Annotated in this window: 11 protein-coding genes and 1 pseudogene; 8 read left to right on the top strand and 4 right to left on the bottom strand. The window is 62.4% G+C overall.

Annotated features, from left to right (window positions below; translation table 11 throughout):
• Position 1: 1 nt before the first annotated feature.
• Positions 2-1,999 (bottom strand): bifunctional tRNA (5-methylaminomethyl-2-thiouridine)(34)-methyltransferase MnmC2/FAD-dependent 5-carboxymethylaminomethyl-2-thiouridine(34) oxidoreductase MnmC1, encoded by a 1,998-nt coding sequence (gene mnmC / locus QRN50_RS05000; protein WP_096126858.1) that lies wholly within the window; start codon positions 1,997-1,999, stop codon positions 2-4.
• 148 nt (positions 2,000-2,147) lie between these two features.
• Here mnmC and pap point away from each other — a divergent pair, with 148 nt between their 5' ends.
• Complete coding sequence (pap, locus tag QRN50_RS04995) at positions 2,148-3,644, top strand: polyphosphate:AMP phosphotransferase (protein ID WP_003402546.1); 1,497 nt, start codon at positions 2,148-2,150, stop codon at positions 3,642-3,644.
• Positions 3,645-3,682: 38 nt separating this feature from the next.
• Here the strand turns inward: pap and QRN50_RS04990 are convergent, their stop codons facing one another.
• Entirely contained in the window at positions 3,683-4,096 is a 414-nt protein-coding gene (locus QRN50_RS04990; protein ID WP_053275858.1) for a YbaN family protein, read from the bottom strand.
• A gap of 10 nt (positions 4,097-4,106) precedes the next feature.
• Positions 4,107-4,694 (bottom strand): UPF0149 family protein, encoded by a 588-nt coding sequence (locus tag QRN50_RS04985; RefSeq protein ID WP_053275859.1) that lies wholly within the window; start codon positions 4,692-4,694, stop codon positions 4,107-4,109.
• Between the two features lie 177 nt (positions 4,695-4,871).
• Here QRN50_RS04985 and recQ point away from each other — a divergent pair, with 177 nt between their 5' ends.
• The 3 genes from recQ to QRN50_RS04970 all read left to right on the top strand — a co-directional run bounded on the left by recQ (position 4,872) and on the right by QRN50_RS04970 (position 9,844).
• A complete protein-coding gene (recQ, locus tag QRN50_RS04980; protein ID WP_003402551.1) occupies positions 4,872-7,001 on the top strand; it encodes a DNA helicase RecQ in 2,130 nt (709 codons plus the stop codon).
• A gap of 93 nt (positions 7,002-7,094) precedes the next feature.
• Complete coding sequence (locus tag QRN50_RS04975; RefSeq protein ID WP_024651731.1) at positions 7,095-7,529, top strand: MarR family transcriptional regulator; 435 nt, start codon at positions 7,095-7,097, stop codon at positions 7,527-7,529.
• Positions 7,530-7,624: 95 nt separating this feature from the next.
• Positions 7,625-9,844, top strand: a complete 2,220-nt coding sequence (locus QRN50_RS04970) for a motility hub landmark protein FimV (protein ID WP_096126859.1) — start codon at positions 7,625-7,627, stop codon at positions 9,842-9,844.
• Between the two features lie 32 nt (positions 9,845-9,876).
• On the opposite strand, the gene QRN50_RS04965 is transcribed toward QRN50_RS04970, so the two are convergent.
• Entirely contained in the window at positions 9,877-10,227 is a 351-nt protein-coding gene (locus QRN50_RS04965) for a topoisomerase DNA-binding C4 zinc finger domain-containing protein (protein ID WP_003402554.1), read from the bottom strand.
• A 242-nt stretch (positions 10,228-10,469) separates the two neighbouring features.
• On the opposite strand from QRN50_RS04965, the pseudogene QRN50_RS25805 reads away from it, so the two are divergent.
• The 4 genes and pseudogenes from QRN50_RS25805 to QRN50_RS04950 all read left to right on the top strand — a co-directional run.
• Positions 10,470-10,751 (top strand): annotated as a pseudogene (locus QRN50_RS25805) (PAS domain-containing protein); the annotation flags it as partial.
• Between the two features lie 249 nt (positions 10,752-11,000).
• Entirely contained in the window at positions 11,001-12,035 is a 1,035-nt protein-coding gene (locus QRN50_RS04960) for a methyl-accepting chemotaxis protein (protein ID WP_419178427.1), read from the top strand.
• Between the two features lie 482 nt (positions 12,036-12,517).
• Positions 12,518-15,523 (top strand): autotransporter serine peptidase EprS, encoded by a 3,006-nt coding sequence (gene eprS / locus QRN50_RS04955; protein WP_096126861.1) that lies wholly within the window; start codon positions 12,518-12,520, stop codon positions 15,521-15,523.
• A 91-nt stretch (positions 15,524-15,614) separates the two neighbouring features.
• The gene (locus QRN50_RS04950) at positions 15,615-18,731 is read left to right on the top strand and encodes an autotransporter serine protease (protein ID WP_096126862.1); all 3,117 of its coding nucleotides are present in this window, start codon (positions 15,615-15,617) and stop codon (positions 18,729-18,731) included.
• Positions 18,732-19,027: the final 296 nt, after the last annotated feature.

Raw genomic sequence — 19,027 nt, 5'->3', positions numbered from 1 at the left:
TTCAGTGCCCGACAGTCTGTTTCCCCTTGCCGCGAATCAGCCCGCGCAGGGCAAAGCGGTTGGGGTGGCAGGCCTCGGCGACGCCGCGTGGCAGGGGCAGTGGTTCGTTGTCGAGCCAGGCGGCGATCAGTTCGCCACACAGCGGCGCGGTGATCAGGCCGCGCGAACCGTGGCCGCTGTTAACGTACAGCCCATCCAGCCAAGGGCAGGCTATGTCCGGCACCTGACGCGCATCCTTGCCCAGCGCGGCATAGGCTTGCATGAACGCCTCGCGATCGGCCAGCGGCCCGACGATGGGCAGGTAATCCGGGCTGGTGCAGCGAAACGCCGCGCGTCCCTGCAATTGCTCGGGCGACAAATCGGCGGTATCGAGGCGCGAAGTGAGGTCTTCCGAAATCTCCCGCAACAGCCCCAGATTGTCCAGGTGATCGGCCAGGTTTGGCGTCAGATCAGTGCTGTTGAAATCGAAACTCGCCCCGAGCGTATGCTCGCCCAGACGCGCCGGAGCCACATAACCCTCGGCGCACACCACGCTGCGCAATGCCGTGCTGGCCTGAGTCTGTGGCAGGCGGGTGATCTGCCCGCGAATGCGCTTGAGCGGCAAATCGGCGCTCTGCGAAAACTGCTGGATATCAGCTGCACCGGCCAGCACCACGACCGGAGCGCTGTCGATCAACTGTTCCTCACTCCAGACCTGCCACTGATCATCGACACGTCTCAGCTCCAGCGCCTGCTGATGAGCGATCAGGCGGATATTGGCGTGCGCAGCCTGTGCGTGACACAACGCAGGCGGATGAACCCAGCCGCCTTCGGGATAAAACAGCCCGCCACTGTTCAGTGCAACGCCGCTTTGTGCTTCGGCGGCAGGCTTGTCCAGCAGGTGCAGAAGTGATTCCGGGAAGGCATCGGCCAGTTGTTTCTGGCGCAGCGCTTCCTTGTCATCGAAGGTCAGTTGCAGCACCCCGCAAGCGTCCCAGTCGACCCCGCGCTGCAAGCGTTCAAGCAGCCTTCGCGTATGGCCAAAACCGCTGAGGATCAACTGCGACAGCGTGGTACCGTGCGCCGACAGTTTCAAATACAGCACGCCTTGCGGATTACCCGACGCTTCCTGCGCCGGTGCGGCGTGGCGCTCCAGCAGGCTGACCTGCCAGCCGCGCTGCGCCAGACTCTGCGCCGTGGCACAGCCGGCCAGACCCGCGCCAATCACCAGCGCTTTGCGCTCGCCGCCAATCGGCGCGGGGCGGGCGAACCACGGCTTGGCAGCAGGCGGATGCGCCACGTCCTCTGGCCAGGCGATAAACGTGCCACGCAGCACTTCCCATTTGTGGCCGATGCCCGGCACGCGCTTCATCTTGAAACCTGCCGCATTCAGCGAGCGGCGCACCCAGCCGGTGCTGGTAAACGTACCAATCGTGGTGCTCGATGTGGACAGGCGCGCCAGTTCGGCAAACAGCTCCGGAGTCCACATTTCCGGGTTTTTCGCTGGCGCAAAACCGTCGAGAAACCACGCGTCCATCTGCCCGTCCAGTTGCGGCAGCATCTGCAGTGCATCGCCGATCAGCAGCGTCAGGGTCACGCGGCCGCCGGCGAACACCAGACGCTGAAAGCCTTCGTGCACAGCCACATACTGGTCGAGCAATTGACCCGCGAACGGCGACAGCTCGGGCCACAACGCCAGGGCACGCTGCAGGTCGGCGTGGCTCAACGGGTATTTCTCGACGCTGACGAACTGCAGGCGCGCATTGGCGGGCGCGCACTCGTCGAACAACTGCCAGGCACAAAGGAAATTCAGCCCGGTGCCGAAGCCGGTTTCACCAATGATCAACCGGCCTTCATCCGGCAATTCAGTGAAGCGCCGGCGCAGGTCGTTCTGCACCAGAAACACATGGCGCGTTTCGTCCAGACCGGACTCGGTGGAAAAGTACACGTCGGAAAAATCGCGGGAATGCGGGTTGCCGTGTTCGTCCCAGTCGATCTGGGCGTGGCGGGTAATGGTCATGTCGGGCTCAGCGAAGGCAGTGGCGGCATTTTAGCCGTCTGCGCAGAGAAAAGTGCTATCAAGGATGTGCGGATTGACCGATGCCTGCAATCAATGGTCACAATCTCCATCAGTCGTTCTCTGAGCCCACATCAATCAGGAGCTGTGCATGTTTGAATCCGCTGAAATCGGTCATGTCATTGACGATGAGACTTACGAGGCAGCGTTGCCGCAACTGCGCGAAGCGTTGCTCGAAGCGCAGATAGACCTGCACGAGCAGGCTGGTCGCCAGATCATCGTGCTGATCAACGGCATAGAAGGCGCGGGTAAGGGCGAGACCGTCAAACTGCTCAGTGAGTGGATGGACCCGCGCCTGATCGAGGTGCGTACCTTCGATCAGCAGACCGACGAAGAACTCGCTCATCCGCCCGTCTGGCGCTACTGGCGGCAATTGCCGGCCAAGGGCCGCATGGGTATTTTCTTTGGCAACTGGTACAGCCAGATGCTTCAGGACAGGGTTCACGGGCGCTTCAAGGACGCCGTGCTCGATCAGGCCATCAGCGGCGCCGAACGTCTGGAAAAGATGCTCTGCGATGAAGGCGCGCTGATCTTCAAGTTCTGGTTTCACCTGTCCAAAAAACAGATGAAGCTGCGCCTCAAGACCCTCAAGGATGATCCGCTGCACAGCTGGCGCATCAGCCCGCTGGACTGGCAGCAGTCCAAGACCTACGACAAGTTCGTGCGCTTCGGCGAACGGGTCCTGCGTCGCACCAGTCGCGAATACGCCCCCTGGCATGTGATCGAGGGTGTGGACGCCAACTACCGCAGCCTGACCGTCGGCCGCCTGTTGCTGGAAGGCATGCAGGCCGCGCTGAACAAGGCCGAGCCCGAGACCGCTGCGCTGACGGTCGGGCCGCTGGCGATTCACAGCAACGAGCTGACCCTGCTCGACAGCCTCGACCTGAGCCTGAACCTGAGCAAGGACGATTATCAGCAACAGTTGATTACCGAGCAGGCGCGGCTGTCCGGCAACATGCGCGACAAGCGCATGAAAAGCCACGCGCTGCTGGCAGTGTTCGAAGGCAACGATGCGGCAGGCAAGGGCGGTGCGATCCGACGTGTGGCGGCGGCACTGGACCCGCGTCAATACGCCATCGTGCCGATCGCCGCGCCCACCCAGGACGAGCGCGCACAACCGTATCTGTGGCGTTTCTGGCGGCAGATACCGGCGCGCGGCAAATTCACCATCTTCGATCGCTCGTGGTACGGCCGCGTGCTGGTCGAGCGGGTCGAGGGTTTTTGCAGCGAGTCGGACTGGAAGCGCGCGTATTCGGAAATCAATGACTTCGAAGAGCAGCTCACCGACGCAGGCGTTGTGGTGGTCAAGTTCTGGCTGGCCATCGATCAGCAGACCCAACTGGAGCGTTTCAAGGAGCGCGAAAAGATCCCGTTCAAGCGCTACAAGATCACCGAGGACGACTGGCGCAACCGCAAGAAATGGCCTGACTACCGCCAGGCAGTCGGCGACATGGTGGATCGCACCAGCACCGAAATCGCGCCGTGGACATTGATCGAGGCCAACGACAAACGCTGGGCCAGGGTCAAGGTGTTGCGCACCCTCAACGAAGCGCTGGAAGCGGCGTTCGCCAAGGACAAAAAGAAGTGACGGTCTGAGTGTTGCGGTGGCGTCCGCTTGGGGCGGCGCTACCTCGTACGATCGCCCGGCGCTCGCGTCTTCTGCCTGAGAATATAGAGCGTCACCAGCACTGCGCTGGTCAGCATGAAGACGCGTGCCCAGGGGGAGGGCACCAGGTAGCAGGACAGGCTGATGCTGAGCCACATCAGGCCGATGGCGTAGACCTTGCCCTTGAGCGGGATGCCGTTGCCTTCGAGGTAATCACGAACCCACGGACCGAGCTGCGGGTGGTTGACCAGCCAGTCGTAGAAGCGCGGAGAGCTGCGCGCGAAACAGGCAGCGGCCAGCAGCAGAAAAGGCGTGGTGGGCAGCACCGGCAGGAAGATGCCGATGACACCCAGCACCACGCTCAGCCAGCCGACCGCTACAAGCAGATAGCGCACCGACTTATGACGGCTGGTGCGCGGTGAACCTTGCGCCATAGGCGCCGACTCAGTGATGGCGGGGCTTGAGGATCGCCGGCTTTTCGTCCGGTGCCTGGCAGAGCAGGTACAGGGCGGTCAGCGCTTCGGGGATCTGCACGATCATGTCGTCCATCAGGTTGGCGTCCTGGGCGATGTCGGCGAACTCCAGCTGCTCGTCGAACAGGCCCGAACCGACCATGATCGGCAGGAGCATTTCGCTGACTTCGTCTTCGGCGCTTATAAACCAGGCGTTCTCACGCAGGAACACGCCTTCCATGAAGCCGATGCACCAGCCGCGCAGGTCGGAATCATCCGGGTCGTCGCCCAGGTCCAGATCGCAGGGCAGCTCGAACTCTTCGTCCGAAGCCAGCTGGCGGGCAATGTGTGCCTTGAGAGCGATCAGCGTCGCTTCGACTTCTGTCTGTTGCGCTTCGCTGGAGTACTGCGGCGGCTCGGAGAACAGCGCGTCGATCCACTCGCGTTCCGGCACCTCTTCAGCGCAGATGGACAGGGCGGTCAGGTAGCCATGCGCGGCCACGTAGTCCAGTGCTTCTTCGTGCAGTTCATCTGCATCGAGGAAGACTTGCAGGCGGGTTAATTGCTCAGCGAAGGACATGGAAGCGCTACCTTGAAAATAAACGATGCTGGATTCTAGGCCCTGAGCGTCCGTGGCGCCAGCGCGCAGGCCAATTGCAGTTAATTTCGACCGCTCATGTCCCAGTCATCCATTGCTCCCGAGTGCTCGGGTATACTCCCCCGTTTTGCAGTGCAGCAGGATATTCCGGGGTTTTTTATGCTTGAGCAGGCACAACGCGTACTTAAAGACATCTTCGGTTACGACAGCTTTCGTGGTCGCCAGGGTGCCATTATTGAGCGTGTAGCCAGCGGTGGTGATGCGCTGGTGCTGATGCCCACCGGTGGCGGCAAGTCCCTGTGTTTTCAGGTGCCGGGGCTGTTGCGTGACGGGCTGTGCGTGGTCGTGTCGCCACTCATCGCGCTGATGGACGACCAGGTTGCCACGCTGGATGAGCTGGGCGTGTCGGCTGCTGCACTCAACTCGACCCTCAGCGCCGAGCAGCAGCGCGACCTGGCCAACCGCATTCGTCTGGGCGAAGTCAAAATGCTCTACCTCGCCCCGGAGCGCCTGGTCCAGCCGCGCATGCTGTCATTCCTGCAAAACCTCAAGATCGCCCTGTTTGCCATCGACGAAGCGCACTGCGTGTCGCAATGGGGCCATGACTTCCGCCCTGAATACCTGCAACTGGGGCAACTCGCCGAGCTGTTTCCAGAGGTGCCGCGCATCGCGCTGACCGCCACCGCCGACAAGCGCACCCGTGAAGAAATCGTCACGCGTCTGCACCTGCAGAACGCCGAGCGCTTTCTGTCGAGCTTCGACCGGCCCAACATCTTCTATCGCATCGTGCCCAAGGAACAGCCGCGCAAGCAGCTGCTGGCGTTTCTTTCCGAGCGCCGCAGCGACGCCGGTATCGTTTACTGCCTGTCGCGCAAGAAGGTCGATGAGGTCGCCGTATTCCTGAGTGACAACGGCTATCCCGCGCTGCCTTATCACGCCGGTCTGCCGTCCGAAACCCGGGCGGCCAACCAGAAGCGCTTTCTCAACGAGGAAGGGCTGATCATGGTTGCCACCATCGCGTTCGGCATGGGCATCGACAAGCCCAACGTGCGTTTTGTCGCGCACATGGACCTGCCCAAATCGCTTGAGGCTTATTATCAGGAAACCGGCCGGGCAGGGCGTGATGGCCTGCCCGCCGATGCCTGGATGGCCTACGGTCTGCAAGACGTGCTGATGCTCAAGCAGATGCTGCAGAACTCCGAAGGCGACGAGCGCCACAAACGGCTGGAGCAGCACAAGCTCGATGCCATGCTGGCCCTGTGCGAAGAAACCCGTTGCCGTCGGCAGACCCTGCTGGCCTATTTCGACGAAGACATGCCCAACCCGTGCGGCCATTGCGACAACTGCGTCGATGGCGTGCAAACCTGGGATGCCACCGAACCTGCGCGTCAGGCGCTGTCGGCCATCTACCGTACCGGCCAGCGTTATGGCGTCGGTCATCTGGTTGACGTGTTGCTCGGCAAGTCCAACGACAAGGTGGAGAGCTTCGGTCATCAGCACCTGTCGGTGTTCGGGGTCGGCAAGGCGCGCACCGAGTCCGAGTGGCGCTCGCTGTTCCGCCAGCTGGTTGCGCGCGGTCTGGCGGACATCGACCTTGAAGGCTATGGCGGCCTGCGCCTCAGCGAGACGTGCCGCCCTTTGCTGCGTGGCGAAGTTTCTCTGGAACTGCGCCAGGACCTCAAGCCACAAACCACGTCGAGAAGCAGTTCCGGCAGCCCGGCCAGTCAACTGGTGCGTGGCGAAGAGCGCGAGCAGTGGGAAGCCCTGCGCGCGCTGCGCCGCAAGCTGGCCGAAGAGCACGGCGTGCCGCCTTACGTTATTTTCCCGGACTCGACCCTTCTGGAAATGCTGCGCAGCAAACCCGGATCGATGGCCGAGATGGCCAAGGTCAGTGGCGTCGGTGCGCGCAAGCTGGAGCGTTATGGCGAAGCCTTTCTCGAAGTGCTCAGCGGCAAGGCCGAGGCACCACGGGTGGTCGCCGATGTGCGTCACGAACTGATCAGCCTGGCGCGCGCGGGTATGACCCCGACGCAGATCGCCGGTCAGTTGCAGTGCTCGGAAAAGAATGTCTACACCCTGCTGGCCGAAGCCATCGGCAAGCAGCAGTTATCCATCGAGCAGGCGCTGGACTTGCCGGAGGACCTGCTGGGTGAGGTGCAGGACGCCTTTCTCGACGGCGAAGGCGAACTGCCGCCGGTGTCGGCGATTGCCGAGCAGTTTGCCGGGCGGGTGCCTGAGGGTGTTTTGTATTGCGTGCGTGCAGCGCTGCAATCGGAGTTTGAGGTATAACGGCGTGCGACGAAACGTCACCGCCTCACGCTTGCCTGATCATAAGGACCATGCTTAGCTCGCTAATAATTAGTTTGAATCACGAGTTACCTTATGCCATTGACTGACGAACATCGTTTCGGGATGCAACTCGGACACCTCACCCGGGGCTGGCGCGCCGAGCTGGATCGTCGGCTGGCCGATCTTGGCCTGTCCCAGGCCCGCTGGCTGGTTTTGCTGCACCTCGCGCGCTTTACCGAACCGCCCACCCAGCGCGAGCTGGCTCAAAGCGTTGGCGTAGAAGGCCCCACCCTGGCGCGTTTGCTCGACAGTCTTGAAAAACAGGGCCTGGTGCAGCGTCAGGCAGTGCTCGAAGATCGCCGTGCGAAAAAGATCCTGCTCAGTGACACGGCATTGCCCCTGATCGAAAAAATTGAAAACATCGCCAATGTATTGCGTATCGAGTTGTTCGAGGGCGTGAGCGAGGAGGATTTGCGCGTCAGCATGCGCGTGCATTCGCAGATTCTGGCCAATCTGGAAAGATCCTGAGACGAAGCTGCGCATTCTCAACCATAATCGTTAAACGGATACTGACGTCCATCTGATTACGTGAGAAGCCTGCCGTGGTTTCCATAAGGGTTCGCATGCTGAAGAGTTCACTGGCTGCTGTCGAAGGTGCAGGTCGCAAGGCGCGCGAGGCGTTTGGCAAGGGCGTGTTGGCGGTTTCGTTGCTGACCTGCTCCACGCTGGCGTCGGCGTTGGGCCTGGGTGAAATCACCTTGCATTCGGCGCTCAACCAGCCGTTGGATGCCGAGATTCAGCTGTTGGAAACCGGCGGTCTGAGCAATGAAGAGGTGGTCGCCCGGCTCGCTTCGCCCGAAGCGTTCGCCAAAGCAGGCATGGAACGCGTGTTCTTTCTCAATGATCTGCGCTTCACGCCGGTACTGCGCGGTGACCGCGGCGTGATCCGGGTGGTGTCCAGCAAGCCGGTCACCGAACCCTACCTGAGTTTCCTCGTTCAGCTGGCGCGGCCGAATGGCGATTTGCTGCACGAATACACCTTGCTGCTCGATCCTGCCACCTCGGCGCAAGGCCTGGCCGCCACGCGCAGCCGCAACCAGCAGCGCTCGGCCAGCTCCGCCTCGGAAAGCCGCATGCCGGTCGCGCCACCGGCGGCCGTGCAGGGCAAACACTATACGGTTGCCAGTGGCGACACGCTGAATGGTATCGCCAGCCGCTTGCAGGGACCGGGCAACAAGGTATCGGCCAGCCAGCTGGCGGACGGCATCCGTTCGCTCAACCCGCAGGTCTTCGCCGCAGGCGCCGGCTCTGCGCTTAAAGTCGGCCAGGATCTGTTGCTGCCGGACGCCGCAGTGCTGCCAACCGCCGCAGCGCCTGCCGCAAGCGCTGCGGCGCCGTCGCCAAAGCCTGCCGAACTGCAGCGCACCGCCGAGCAGTTGTCGGCTGCTGCCATCGAAAACCAGCAATTGACTCAGTCGCTGGAGGCGCTCAAGGCCCAGACTCAGGAACTGCAAGAGCAGATGAGCGGCAAGGACAAACAGATCATTGCTTTGCGCAGCGATCTGGCCACGGCGCAATCCGCCGCTACGCCAGCTGTACCTGCACCTGCAACAACCACACCTGCACCCGCCACGCCGGTAGCTGCGCCTGCCGCTCCTGCGCAACCTGTTGCTGCGTCGGGCAGCGATTCCTTCCTGAGCCTGCCGATATTGCTCGCTGCAGTATTGATTGTGCTGCTGCTGGTGGCGTTTGCTTATTCGAAACGACGTCAGCAGCGTATGGAGTCCGGAGCGTCCGCTATCAGCCCGGATGACCCGTTGATCAAGCCCGCTCAGGCCGCCATGCTGCCGGTGTTCGAAGTGCCTGCCGTGGCGCCGCAACCCGTGGTGCAGAGCCCGTCGACACCGCCTCCGGCCAAGCCATCGCCAGCACAACGTTCCGCTGGCTCTGCCCCGGATGCGCTGGACGGCGTGAGCATTTACATCGCCTACGGGCGGTTCACCGAGGCGATGGGTATTCTGCGCAGCGCCCTGGAAACCCAGCCTGAGCGTGATGACATTCGCATCCGCCTGCTGGAGTTGCTCGCTGAACAGGGCGACGGCAGCGGTTTCGTTCGCGAAGAACAGGCCGCGCTGGAGCATGGCGTCGATCCGCAGACCATTCAGGACATCCGCGATCGCTTCCCGCAACTCAAGGCTGCCGAGGTCGCTCCCTTGGCGGCAATCGTCCCGGCTGCCGCGGTGGCAGCCAGCACACTGTCGTTCGAGAAATCCGAGCCCGAGCCTTCGCGCTACCTGCAGCCCGAGCCTGAGCCAGAACCCGCCGCGCAGCTGGATGAAAGCGCCGCTGCGGCGCTGAATCCGCAGCCCGCCGACGAGTTTCAGTTGAATCTGGATGACCTTTCGATGGACGCCGATTGGGACCTGGTCGACCCGTTCGACAGCCCACCGCCGCGTGCTAAGCCTGCCGCTGCGCCAGCCCCCGTTGAAGTCGATCCCGGTTTTTCTTCGGACCTGACCCAACTGCCGGAAGTCTTCGAACTCTCGGACGAACAGTTCCTCAGTGATTTCTCCGAGCCTGAGGTCGTTGAGCCTGTTGAGGTAATCGTGCCATCCGCCGCCGACGGTCTGAGTGACGATTTCCTCGACAGTTTCATGAACGATGACGCCGATTTCGACCTGCTGGACCTGGAAGAGCCGCCGCTCAGCCAGATCAATCAGGCGCAGGTGCTGATCGAGGACGGCGATCTCGAATCGGCCCGTGAAATCCTCCAGCAGATCATTGACGAGTCCGACGAAGAGCATCAGCGCATGGCGCGGGAGCTGCTGGCCAGCATCAGCTGAGCGCAGCTCTTGAGGGGCGACCGGTCTGGCGTTTAGCGAAAGATCGGTCGGATCCCCCGGCATTTCGGATAGGCCACACAACCCCAGAATTCCCCGGCGTTCTTGCCGGTGCGCGCCACCTTGATCACCATGGTTTTCCGGCAGTGCGGACATGCAGGTGCCGCAGGCTCCGTCGCGGGTGTTGGCGGCGCAGCTTGACGGGGCTTCTTGTCGGGTTTGGCGCGGCGGGTTCTGACCGGCGCTTGTGGCTCAGGCGACTGCACTGCAGGCGTAGCGGGCTCCGGGGGCTGTCGCTGGCTCGGTGTGCCTCGTGCAACCCGGCTCCATAAGCCGCGCAGTGCCTTGATCAGTGATTTCAGCGCAGAGGCCGTGTTGCGTGCCATGGGATTGCCTTGGGTCGGGTCGCGATCAGGGCAGCATGGTGCAGGCATCCTCGTCGTGGCGCAAATACCTGACTCGGCCCTCATGCCTGCCGTTTATTGAGCGGCGTAACCCCCGAGCGCTTTTTAAACCCTGAGTCCTGTGGGCGATAACAGTGCATCATGACTATCGGCTGTCTTTGAAACGCTGTGCTACACCTTCAACAACTGCCCTGAGTATCAGCATTATCACGGAGCGATTCTTAATGCGCGTCAACATGCCTATCACGCAGACTGAGCGGACTTTTCCGGCCTCTGAACGTCTGATCTCTACCACCGACCTCAACAGCCACATCACTTACTGCAACGACGCTTTCGTCACCCTGAGCGGCTTTACTCGCGAAGAGCTGGTCGGGCAGCCGCATAACCTGGTGCGCCACCCGGACATGCCAGCCTCGGTGTTCGCGCATATGTGGGAAACCATCAAACAGGGCAAGCCGTGGATGGGCGTGGTCAAGAATCGCTCCAGGCAGGGCGATTACTACTGGGTCAGCGCTTATGTAACCGCGGTGTACGAAAACGGCCGTATCGTCGGGTACGAGTCGGTGCGCTCGCTGCCGACCCGCGATCAGGTGCGGCGTGCCGAAGCACTCTATGCGCGGTTGCGGGCTGGCAAGGCGGCGGTGTCCGCCAGCAGCTCGGCGGCCTATCACCTGATTCGTCAGTTACCGATGATTCTCTGCGCGCTTGCGCTGGCTGTGGGTGTTTACCTGCTCGACGATTTGCCGTCGATCATCATGATCCCGATTGTGATGGTCGTGTTGGGCGTTTTTCTTGAAGTACGTCAGCGCAGCAGCATCCGCAAAACCCTTGAGGAACACCCCAAGGCCTTCACCAGTGCACTGATTGCGCTGACCTACAGCGACAGTCGCGGTCCGCAGGCGCAGCTCGACCTGGCCATGCTCAGCGAAGAGGCGCGCCTGCAAACGGCCCTGACGCGACTGGCGGATACTGGCGAAAGCGTGCGCCAGCATGCCGGTCGGTCAGCACAATTGTCCCTGCGTCAGGCCGAGTCGCTGGATCAGCAGCGCAGCGAGGCCGATCAGTCAGCCACGGCTATCAACCAGATGGCGGCGACCATTCAGGAAGTCACCCACAACGTGCAGAACACCGCCCATGCTGCCGAAGAGGCCGACAAGCTGGCGCAACAGGGGCGTGGCCTGGCCGATGAAAGCCTGTTGGCGATTCGGCACATGGCCACCTCGGTTACCGATATTGGCAACGCCGTGGGGGAACTGGCTGATGCGACTCAATCGATCGGCAGTGTGGTCGATGTGATCACCTCGATCGCTCAGCAAACCAATTTGCTGGCGCTCAACGCCGCCATCGAAGCGGCGCGTGCCGGTGAACAGGGACGTGGTTTTGCGGTGGTGGCCGACGAGGTACGCTCGCTGGCGTCTCGCACGCAGTCGTCGACCGAGCAGATCCAGCAAATCATCACCTCGCTGCGCGATGGCGCCGACCGGGCGGTAAAGACCGCCAACAAGGGCGAGCAGATCTCTCAGGAGAGTGTCGCCAGCGTTGAAGCCGTGCAGAAGGCGCTGGATGGCATCAGCCAGTCGGTGACCCGCATCACCGGCATGAGCCAGCAGATGGCGTCGGCGTCTGAAGAACAGAGCCACGTTGCGGAAACCATCAGCCAGCAAATCACCCGCATCGCGCAACTCTGCGACGAGAGCGCCAGCCAGGCGCAGCAAGGCTCGCAGATCAGCAGCGAGCTGGAAGAAATGGCGCAGTATCTGCACAGTCTGGCGGAACGGTTCAGCCGCTAGGCAGGCCACTCCCTGGATAGGACGCGGAGCGTCCTGAACGGCATTACCACGCGGAGCGTGGGAACGATATCGACCGCCACTTATTGTGCCCATCGCTCCGCGTGGGCATGCCATTCATGACGCTCTGCGTCAGCTTTTTCCGGGAATCTCCGAATGGACATTTGTTATTACCGGACAAGTCTCGGTGCTTTCAGACAAGTAACGCCGTTGGCAACTGTTACTGGAAACAGTGGGTAGAGCGCAGGAAAAACAAGTTGCGTGCAATTAAATGGCCACTACTCAATAATTCAACGGCACAATAAAATCCAAAATAATCTCAATAGATTCAAGCGCCTATCAACGATATATATGTTCTGCGATGCGTTTTCCTTATGTCTTAACCTTTGTATCAGAATTGAAATAAAACTGTTGCCAAGTTTTAAACTGCGGACTATGTTCTGGAATCGCTCAATCAAGAGCCAACCAGTATCAGGTGTGCAGGGATGCAAAAGTCGAAGTGCGTGGGTGTTGTCCGTTATTCGTTCAAGCCTGTAGCAACAGGTGCGCTGTGTGCGCTGTCTTTTACGTTTGGCTGCTCGGCTTATGCTGACTATGTCGAGCAGGGCAAGCCGGGTGACGCGGCCAGCTGGCGCTCGGCAGAATTCCAGAGCGACTGGGGTCTGGGCCGTATCCAGGCTGATCAGGCCTACGCCGCCGGCATCACCGGGGCAGGCGTCAAGATCGGTGCGCTGGACTCGGGTTTCGACCCGTCCCACCCGGAAGCCACGCCGTCCCGCTACCACGCAGTCACCGCCACCGGCACCTACGTTGACGGCTCACCGTTCAGCATCACCGGCGCCATCAACCCGAACAACGACACCCACGGCACGCACGTCACCGGCACCATGGGCGCGGCGCGTGATGGCGTCGGCATGCACGGCGTGGCCTACAACGCCCAGGTCTACGTCGGCAACACCAACCAGAATGACAGCTTCCTGTTCGGCCCCAACCCTGACCCGCAGTATTTCAAGGCGGTGTACGGCGCCCTGGCGGATGCGGGCGTGCGCGCCATCAACAACAGCTGGGGCAGCCAGCCGGCCGACGTGACCTACGCCACCGAAGCGGGCGTGCGCGCTGCCTACGCTCAGCACTACAACCGCGGCACCTGGCTGGACGAAGCGGCGAATGTCTCGCGCAAGGGCGTGATCAACGTCTTCAGCGCAGGCAACACCGGTTACGCCAACGCCAGCGTGCGCGCTTCGCTGCCTTTTTTCGAGCCGGATCTTGAAGGCCACTGGCTGGCCGTGTCGGGCCTCGACAGCAGCAACGGTCAACGCTACAACCAGTGCGGCCTGTCCAAATACTGGTGCATCACCATGCCCGGTCGGCTGGTCAACAGCACCGTGCCGGGCGGCGGCTATGGCATCAAATCCGGCACCTCGATGTCCGCGCCGCATGCCACCGGCGCACTGGCGCTGGTGATGGAACGCTTCCCGTACATGACCAACGAGCAGGCGCTGCAAGTGCTGCTGACCACCGCCACCCAGCTCGACGGTTCGATTACTCAGGCACCGACCAACAGCGTCGGCTGGGGTGTGGCGAACCTGGAGCGGGCGATGCGTGGTCCGGGCCAATTGCTCGGCACCTTCGATGCCAATCTGGGTGCAGGGTTGACTGATGTGTGGAGCAATAATATTTCCGATCAGGCGCTGGTCCAGCGTCAGGCCGAGGACAGCGCCGAGCAGGCCACCTGGCAGCAGACGCTGATCAGCAAAGGCTGGCAGAACGGTGTTGCCAGCACCGCCAGCCAACAGGATCAAACCGATTACGCCACTGGCACCGCTCGCGCCGCCGCTGCTGCACAGCGCCAGTATCAGGGCAGCCTGATCAAATCCGGCGCAGGCCGCCTGATTCTCGACGGTGCCAACACCTATCGCGGTGACACCTTGGTCAACGGCGGCGTGCTGTCGGTCAATGGGTCGCTGGTGTCAGCCGTGCAGGTCAACGCGGGCGGTACGCTGGGCGGCAACGGCCAGATCGGCGGGCTGACAGCGCGCAACGGCGGTATTGTCGCGCCGGGTAATTCCATCGGTACATTGCAGGTCAATGGCGATGTAACCCTCGAGCCGGGTTCAACCTACGCCGTGGAGCTTTCACCAACCGCCAGTGACCGCATCGTCGCCACCGGCAGCGCCACTGTGTCAGGCGCGAACATGACACTGGCGCTGGAGAATGCGACGCCAGTGGCCTTGAGTGCTGCACCCGTCCAAAGCGTGGTCGGTCGCCAGTACAACGTGCTGCAAGCCGCCAATGGCATCAACGGTCAGTTTGGCAGCGTGTCCTCCAACTACGCCTTCCTCGGTGGTCGACTCGACTACGCAGCCAACGCGGTCGCACTGAACGTCGAGCAAACCGCCGCTTTCAACAGCGTGGCGCAAACCTCCAACCAGGCTGCGGTGGCGACTGCCGCTGAACAACTCGGCGCCGGTAACGCGGTGTACGAAAACCTGCTGCTCACCCAGAGCGCTGCCTCTGCACGCGACAGCTTCCAGCAATTGTCCGGCGAAATTTACCCGGCCATCGGCAGCGTGTTGATCAACGACAGCCGTCAGGTCCGCGATGCCGTGGGTGAGCGCCTGGGTGCCAGCGTGTTCGGCACTGATGGCAACACTGCCGCACAAGACAACGTCTGGCTCAAGGCGCTGGGTGCCTGGGGCAAGACCGACTCGCGTGACGACACAGCGGGTTACACCTCTTCGATTGGCGGGCTGCTGGCCGGTGTCGATGGCAACCTTGCCGATGACACGCGTCTGGGCGTCGTCGCAGGCTACAGCGACAGCTCGTTGAACATGGGCTCCGGCACGCATTCGCGGGCGTCGGTGGACAGCTACCATTTGGGCGCGTACCTGGGCCATGAAATCGGTGCACTGCGCCTGACCCTCGGCGCCGCACACAGCTGGCATCGCATCGATGCGCAACGCGACGTGCAGGTCGGCGGTGCAGCGGGCAAGGAGAAAACCAAACACGATGCGCAGAGCACCCAAGTGTTCACCGAGGCGGCGTATCGCATTCACCTGCAACCCGCCACGCTTGAGCCGTTCGCCAATCTGGCCTATGTCCACCTGAACACCGATGGCTTCACCGAGAAGGGCGACGCTGCTGCGCTGTCTGCCGGTAGTGATAACCGTGATGCGGTACTCAGCACTCTGGGCCTGCGTGCCCTGAAGACCATCGCGATCAGCGACCGGCAGAAGGTCGACCTGTCCGGTAGCCTCGGCTGGCAGCACAACCTGAGCAACACCGATTCCGAACAGCACCTGGCATTCGCTTCCAGCGGCAACAGCTTCGGCATCGAAAGCTCGCCGCTGGTGCGTGACGCCGCGCTGGTCGGTGCTCACGCCAGTCTGGCGTTGAGCAAGGAGGCAAGGATCAGCCTTGATTACAGCGGCCAGCTGGCCAATCGTGAGAAAAGTCACGGTGTCGGCCTGAGTCTTAACTGGCAGTTCTAAGCAGTAGACAACCCTAAACCCAAAAGAACGACGCGCATGCAGATGCATGCGCGCGGAGATTCGTGCGCGTTAACTAAGGACGGTAATTTTCATGAAAGATGCATTCAGTACCCGACACACCTCTGTCAAATCCCTAAGACAAGCCATTCGAGCGGTCAATCGCGCCTCCTGCGGCGCGCTCGCCTGCTACCTGGCGACACTGGGCGTGGCTCATGCCGCACCTTATGTAGAAGCAGGGCAGGCAGGCAACGCCGCCAGCTGGCGCAGCGCCGAGTTCAATGCCGACTGGGGCCTGGGCGCGATCAACGCTGATCAAGCCTATGCCGGAGGTTACAGCGGTAAGGGCATCAAACTGGGCATCTTCGACCAGCCGGTCTACGCCCCGCATCCGGAATTCGACAGCCCCGACAAGGTGGTCAATCTGGTCACCAGCGGCATCCGCGAATACACCGACCCGTACATCCCGGTGAAGGCGGGCGACGCTTTCCGTTACGACGGCGCACCGAGCCTGGACTCCGGCGGCAAACTCGGTAACCACGGCACCCACGTCGGTGGCATTGCCGGTGGCAATCGTGACGGCGGGCCGATGCACGGCGTGGCCTACAACGCGCAAATCATCAGCGCCGACAACGGCGACCCGGGCCCGGAAGACGGCATCGTGCTGGGCAACGACGGCGCGGTGTATCAGGCAGGCTGGAACGCGTTGGTCAACAGTGGCGCACGGGTCATCAACAACAGCTGGGGCATCGGCATCACCGACCGTTTCGACAAAGGCGGGCGCGATCCGGCGTTCCCGCACTTCACCGTGCAGGACGCACAAGTGCAGTTCGACCAGATTCGCCAGATCCTCGGCACGCGTCCGGGTGGCGCGTATCAGGGCGCGATCGACGCAGCACGCAGCGGCGTGGTAACCATCTTCGCCGCTGGTAACGACTACAACCTCAATAACCCCGACGCGATGGCAGGGCTCGGCTACTTCGTACCGGAGATCGCGCCCAACTGGCTGACCGTCGCCGCCCTGCAACAAAACCCGGATGCCGCAGCGGCCGCTACCACGCCCTACACGTTGAGCACCTTCTCGTCGCGCTGCGGCTACACCGCCAGCTTCTGCGTCTCGGCACCGGGCACGCGCATCTACAGCTCGGTGCTCAACGGCACCAGCCTGGCAGACCTGACCGTCGGCTGGGCCAACAAGAACGGCACCTCGATGGCCGCACCTCACGTGGCAGGCAGCATGGCTGTGCTGATGGAGCGCTTCCCGTACATGACCGGCGCGCAGGTCGCCGACGTCCTGAAAACCACCGCCACCGACCTTGGCGCGCCGGGCGTCGACGCGCTGTACGGCTGGGGCATGATCAACCTCGGCAAGGCCATCAACGGCCCGAGCATGTTCGTCACCGAAGCGGACATTCCTGCCGAGTTTCGTATCGACGGCGCCTACGGCGACAGCCAGTTCGTGGCCGACCTGCCCGGTGTCGGCGCGATTGTCGATGCCGGCAAACCGACGCAGCGCACCTGCACCGGCCCGCAATGCGGACTGGACGTGTGGAGCAACGACATCTCCGGCCACGGCGGCCTGACCAAGCAAGGCATCGGCACCCTGGTGTTGAGCGGGGCCAACAGCTACAGCGGCCCGACCCTGGTCAATCAAGGACGCCTGGCCATCAACGGCTCTCTGGCCTCGGCCGTCACCGTCAACAACGGCGGCATTCTGGGTGGCAATGGCCGCGTCGCGTCGCTGAATGCCAACCAGGGCGGCACCGTCGCGCCGGGCAACTCCATCGGCACCTTGCAAGTGGCGGGCGACCTCAACCTGGCGCCGGGCTCGACCTACGCGGTGGAATTGTCACCCACCGCCAGCGACCGCATCGTGGTCGGCGGCACCGCGACCGTGAGCGGCGCCAACATGGCCCTGTCTCTGGAAAACGACAACCCCGCACTGCTCAGTAGCAACCAGACCCGCAGCGTTCTGGGTCAGCAGTTCAACGTGCTGCAGGCGGCTGGCGGCGTTCAGGGTCAGTTCGGTTCTGTGACCGATAACTACGCATTCCTGGACGGCAACCTGGCCTATACCGGCACCGGCGTGACCCTGGCCCTTGCACGCAATGGCGACAGCTTCGCCAGCGCCGCACAAACCGACAACCAGCGCAGCGTGGCCCAGGCCATCGAGCAACTGAGTGCGGGCAACTCGGTTTACGAGAGCATCATCCTCAGCCAGGACACGGCCAGCGCACGGCGTGCCTTCACCCAACTGTCGGGCGAGGTGCATCCGGCCATCGCCACACAACTGATCAACGACAGTCGCCAACTGCGCGACGCTGTGGGTGATCGTCTGCGCGTAGAAGGCTTGTACGACCAGCCAGCACCGGGCAGTGAAGACAATTCAGTGTGGGTCAAAGCGCTGGGTGCCTGGGGCAAAAACAGCGGCAGCAGCGACAGCGCCAGCTCGACCTCATCGCTGGGCGGCCTGCTTGCCGGTGTGGACGGCCTGATCAGCGAGCACACCCGCTTGGGCGCGATGGCCGGTTACAGCGACACCTCGCTGAACCTGGGCGACGACACCCACTCGCGGGCCTCGGCAGACAGCTACCACCTGGGCGCCTACATCGGCCACGAACAGGGCGCACTGCGCCTCACCGCAGGCGCATCGCACAGCTGGCACCGCATCGACGTGAAACGCGACCTGCAATTCGGCGCGTTTTCCGACCGTCAGAAGGTCAAGCGCGACGCCCAGTCGAGCCAGGTGTTCACCGAAGCCGCCTACCGCCTGAACCTACAACCGCTGGCACTGGAGCCATTCGCCAACCTGGCTTACGTACACTTCGACAGCGACAGCTTCACCGAAAAAGGCGGCGCCACTGCCCTTAAAGGCAGTGACGACACCCGCGACACCGTGCTCTCGACCCTGGGCATGCGCGCCGGAAACCGCTTCAACCTCAACGACACACAAAAACTGGATGTCTCCGCCACCCTCGGCTGGCAGCACAACCTGAGCGACACCTCGTCGGAACAACACCTGGCCTTCGCCAGCGCCGGCAACAGCTTCAACGTACAAAGCGTCTCCATGGACCGCGACGCCGCCGTCGTCGGCGCCCGCGCCAGCCTGGCACTGGGCAGGGATGCGCGCATCAACCTGGACTACAACGGTTTGCTGGGTGCGCGGGATAAAACCCACGGTGTGGGTCTGTCGCTGGACTGGCAGTTCTGATGGGGGATGCCTGCGGGGTGAAGTAGCCCCGCAGGCTCTAGACACCTAGCTTGCCCATCGCTCCGTATGACTATCGTGCCAATGCTCCGCGTTGGCACGCATTTCGTGACGCTCTGCGTCATATCCAAGCCATCAGGCAAATGCCTGATCACTCACAACTCCGGCTTCTGGCCGTAGGCCGTGGGGCGCACCGGTCGACGTTTCGCTGACCCGCTTCTGCCCGTAGGGCGTAGGAGCGAACTTGTTCGCGATCTGCCGGGAACCGGCAGCAAAACCTGTGCACCCGGTATATCAGG

This window comes from Pseudomonas sp. MEJ108 (genome assembly GCF_030208985.1).
GTDB classification, from domain to species: domain Bacteria; phylum Pseudomonadota; class Gammaproteobacteria; order Pseudomonadales; family Pseudomonadaceae; genus Aquipseudomonas; species Aquipseudomonas fragariae.
This window is presented reverse-complemented; position numbering and strand designations above follow the sequence as displayed.

What these genes read in the sequence shown, in the direction of transcription:
- mnmC (WP_096126858.1), bottom strand. Translation starts at nt 1,999, where the DNA reads ATGACCATTACCCGCCACGCCCAGATCGACTGGGACGAACACGGCAAC.
- pap (WP_003402546.1), top strand. Translation starts at nt 2,148, where the DNA reads ATGTTTGAATCCGCTGAAATCGGTCATGTCATTGACGATGAGACTTAC.
- QRN50_RS04990 (WP_053275858.1), bottom strand. Translation starts at nt 4,096, where the DNA reads ATGGCGCAAGGTTCACCGCGCACCAGCCGTCATAAGTCGGTGCGCTAT.
- QRN50_RS04985 (WP_053275859.1), bottom strand. Translation starts at nt 4,694, where the DNA reads ATGTCCTTCGCTGAGCAATTAACCCGCCTGCAAGTCTTCCTCGATGCA.
- recQ (WP_003402551.1), top strand. Translation starts at nt 4,872, where the DNA reads ATGCTTGAGCAGGCACAACGCGTACTTAAAGACATCTTCGGTTACGAC.
- QRN50_RS04975 (WP_024651731.1), top strand. Translation starts at nt 7,095, where the DNA reads ATGCCATTGACTGACGAACATCGTTTCGGGATGCAACTCGGACACCTC.
- QRN50_RS04970 (WP_096126859.1), top strand. Translation starts at nt 7,625, where the DNA reads ATGCTGAAGAGTTCACTGGCTGCTGTCGAAGGTGCAGGTCGCAAGGCG.
- QRN50_RS04965 (WP_003402554.1), bottom strand. Translation starts at nt 10,227, where the DNA reads ATGGCACGCAACACGGCCTCTGCGCTGAAATCACTGATCAAGGCACTG.
- QRN50_RS04960 (WP_419178427.1), top strand. Translation starts at nt 11,001, where the DNA reads ATGATCCCGATTGTGATGGTCGTGTTGGGCGTTTTTCTTGAAGTACGT.
- eprS (WP_096126861.1), top strand. Translation starts at nt 12,518, where the DNA reads ATGCAAAAGTCGAAGTGCGTGGGTGTTGTCCGTTATTCGTTCAAGCCT.
- QRN50_RS04950 (WP_096126862.1), top strand. Translation starts at nt 15,615, where the DNA reads ATGAAAGATGCATTCAGTACCCGACACACCTCTGTCAAATCCCTAAGA.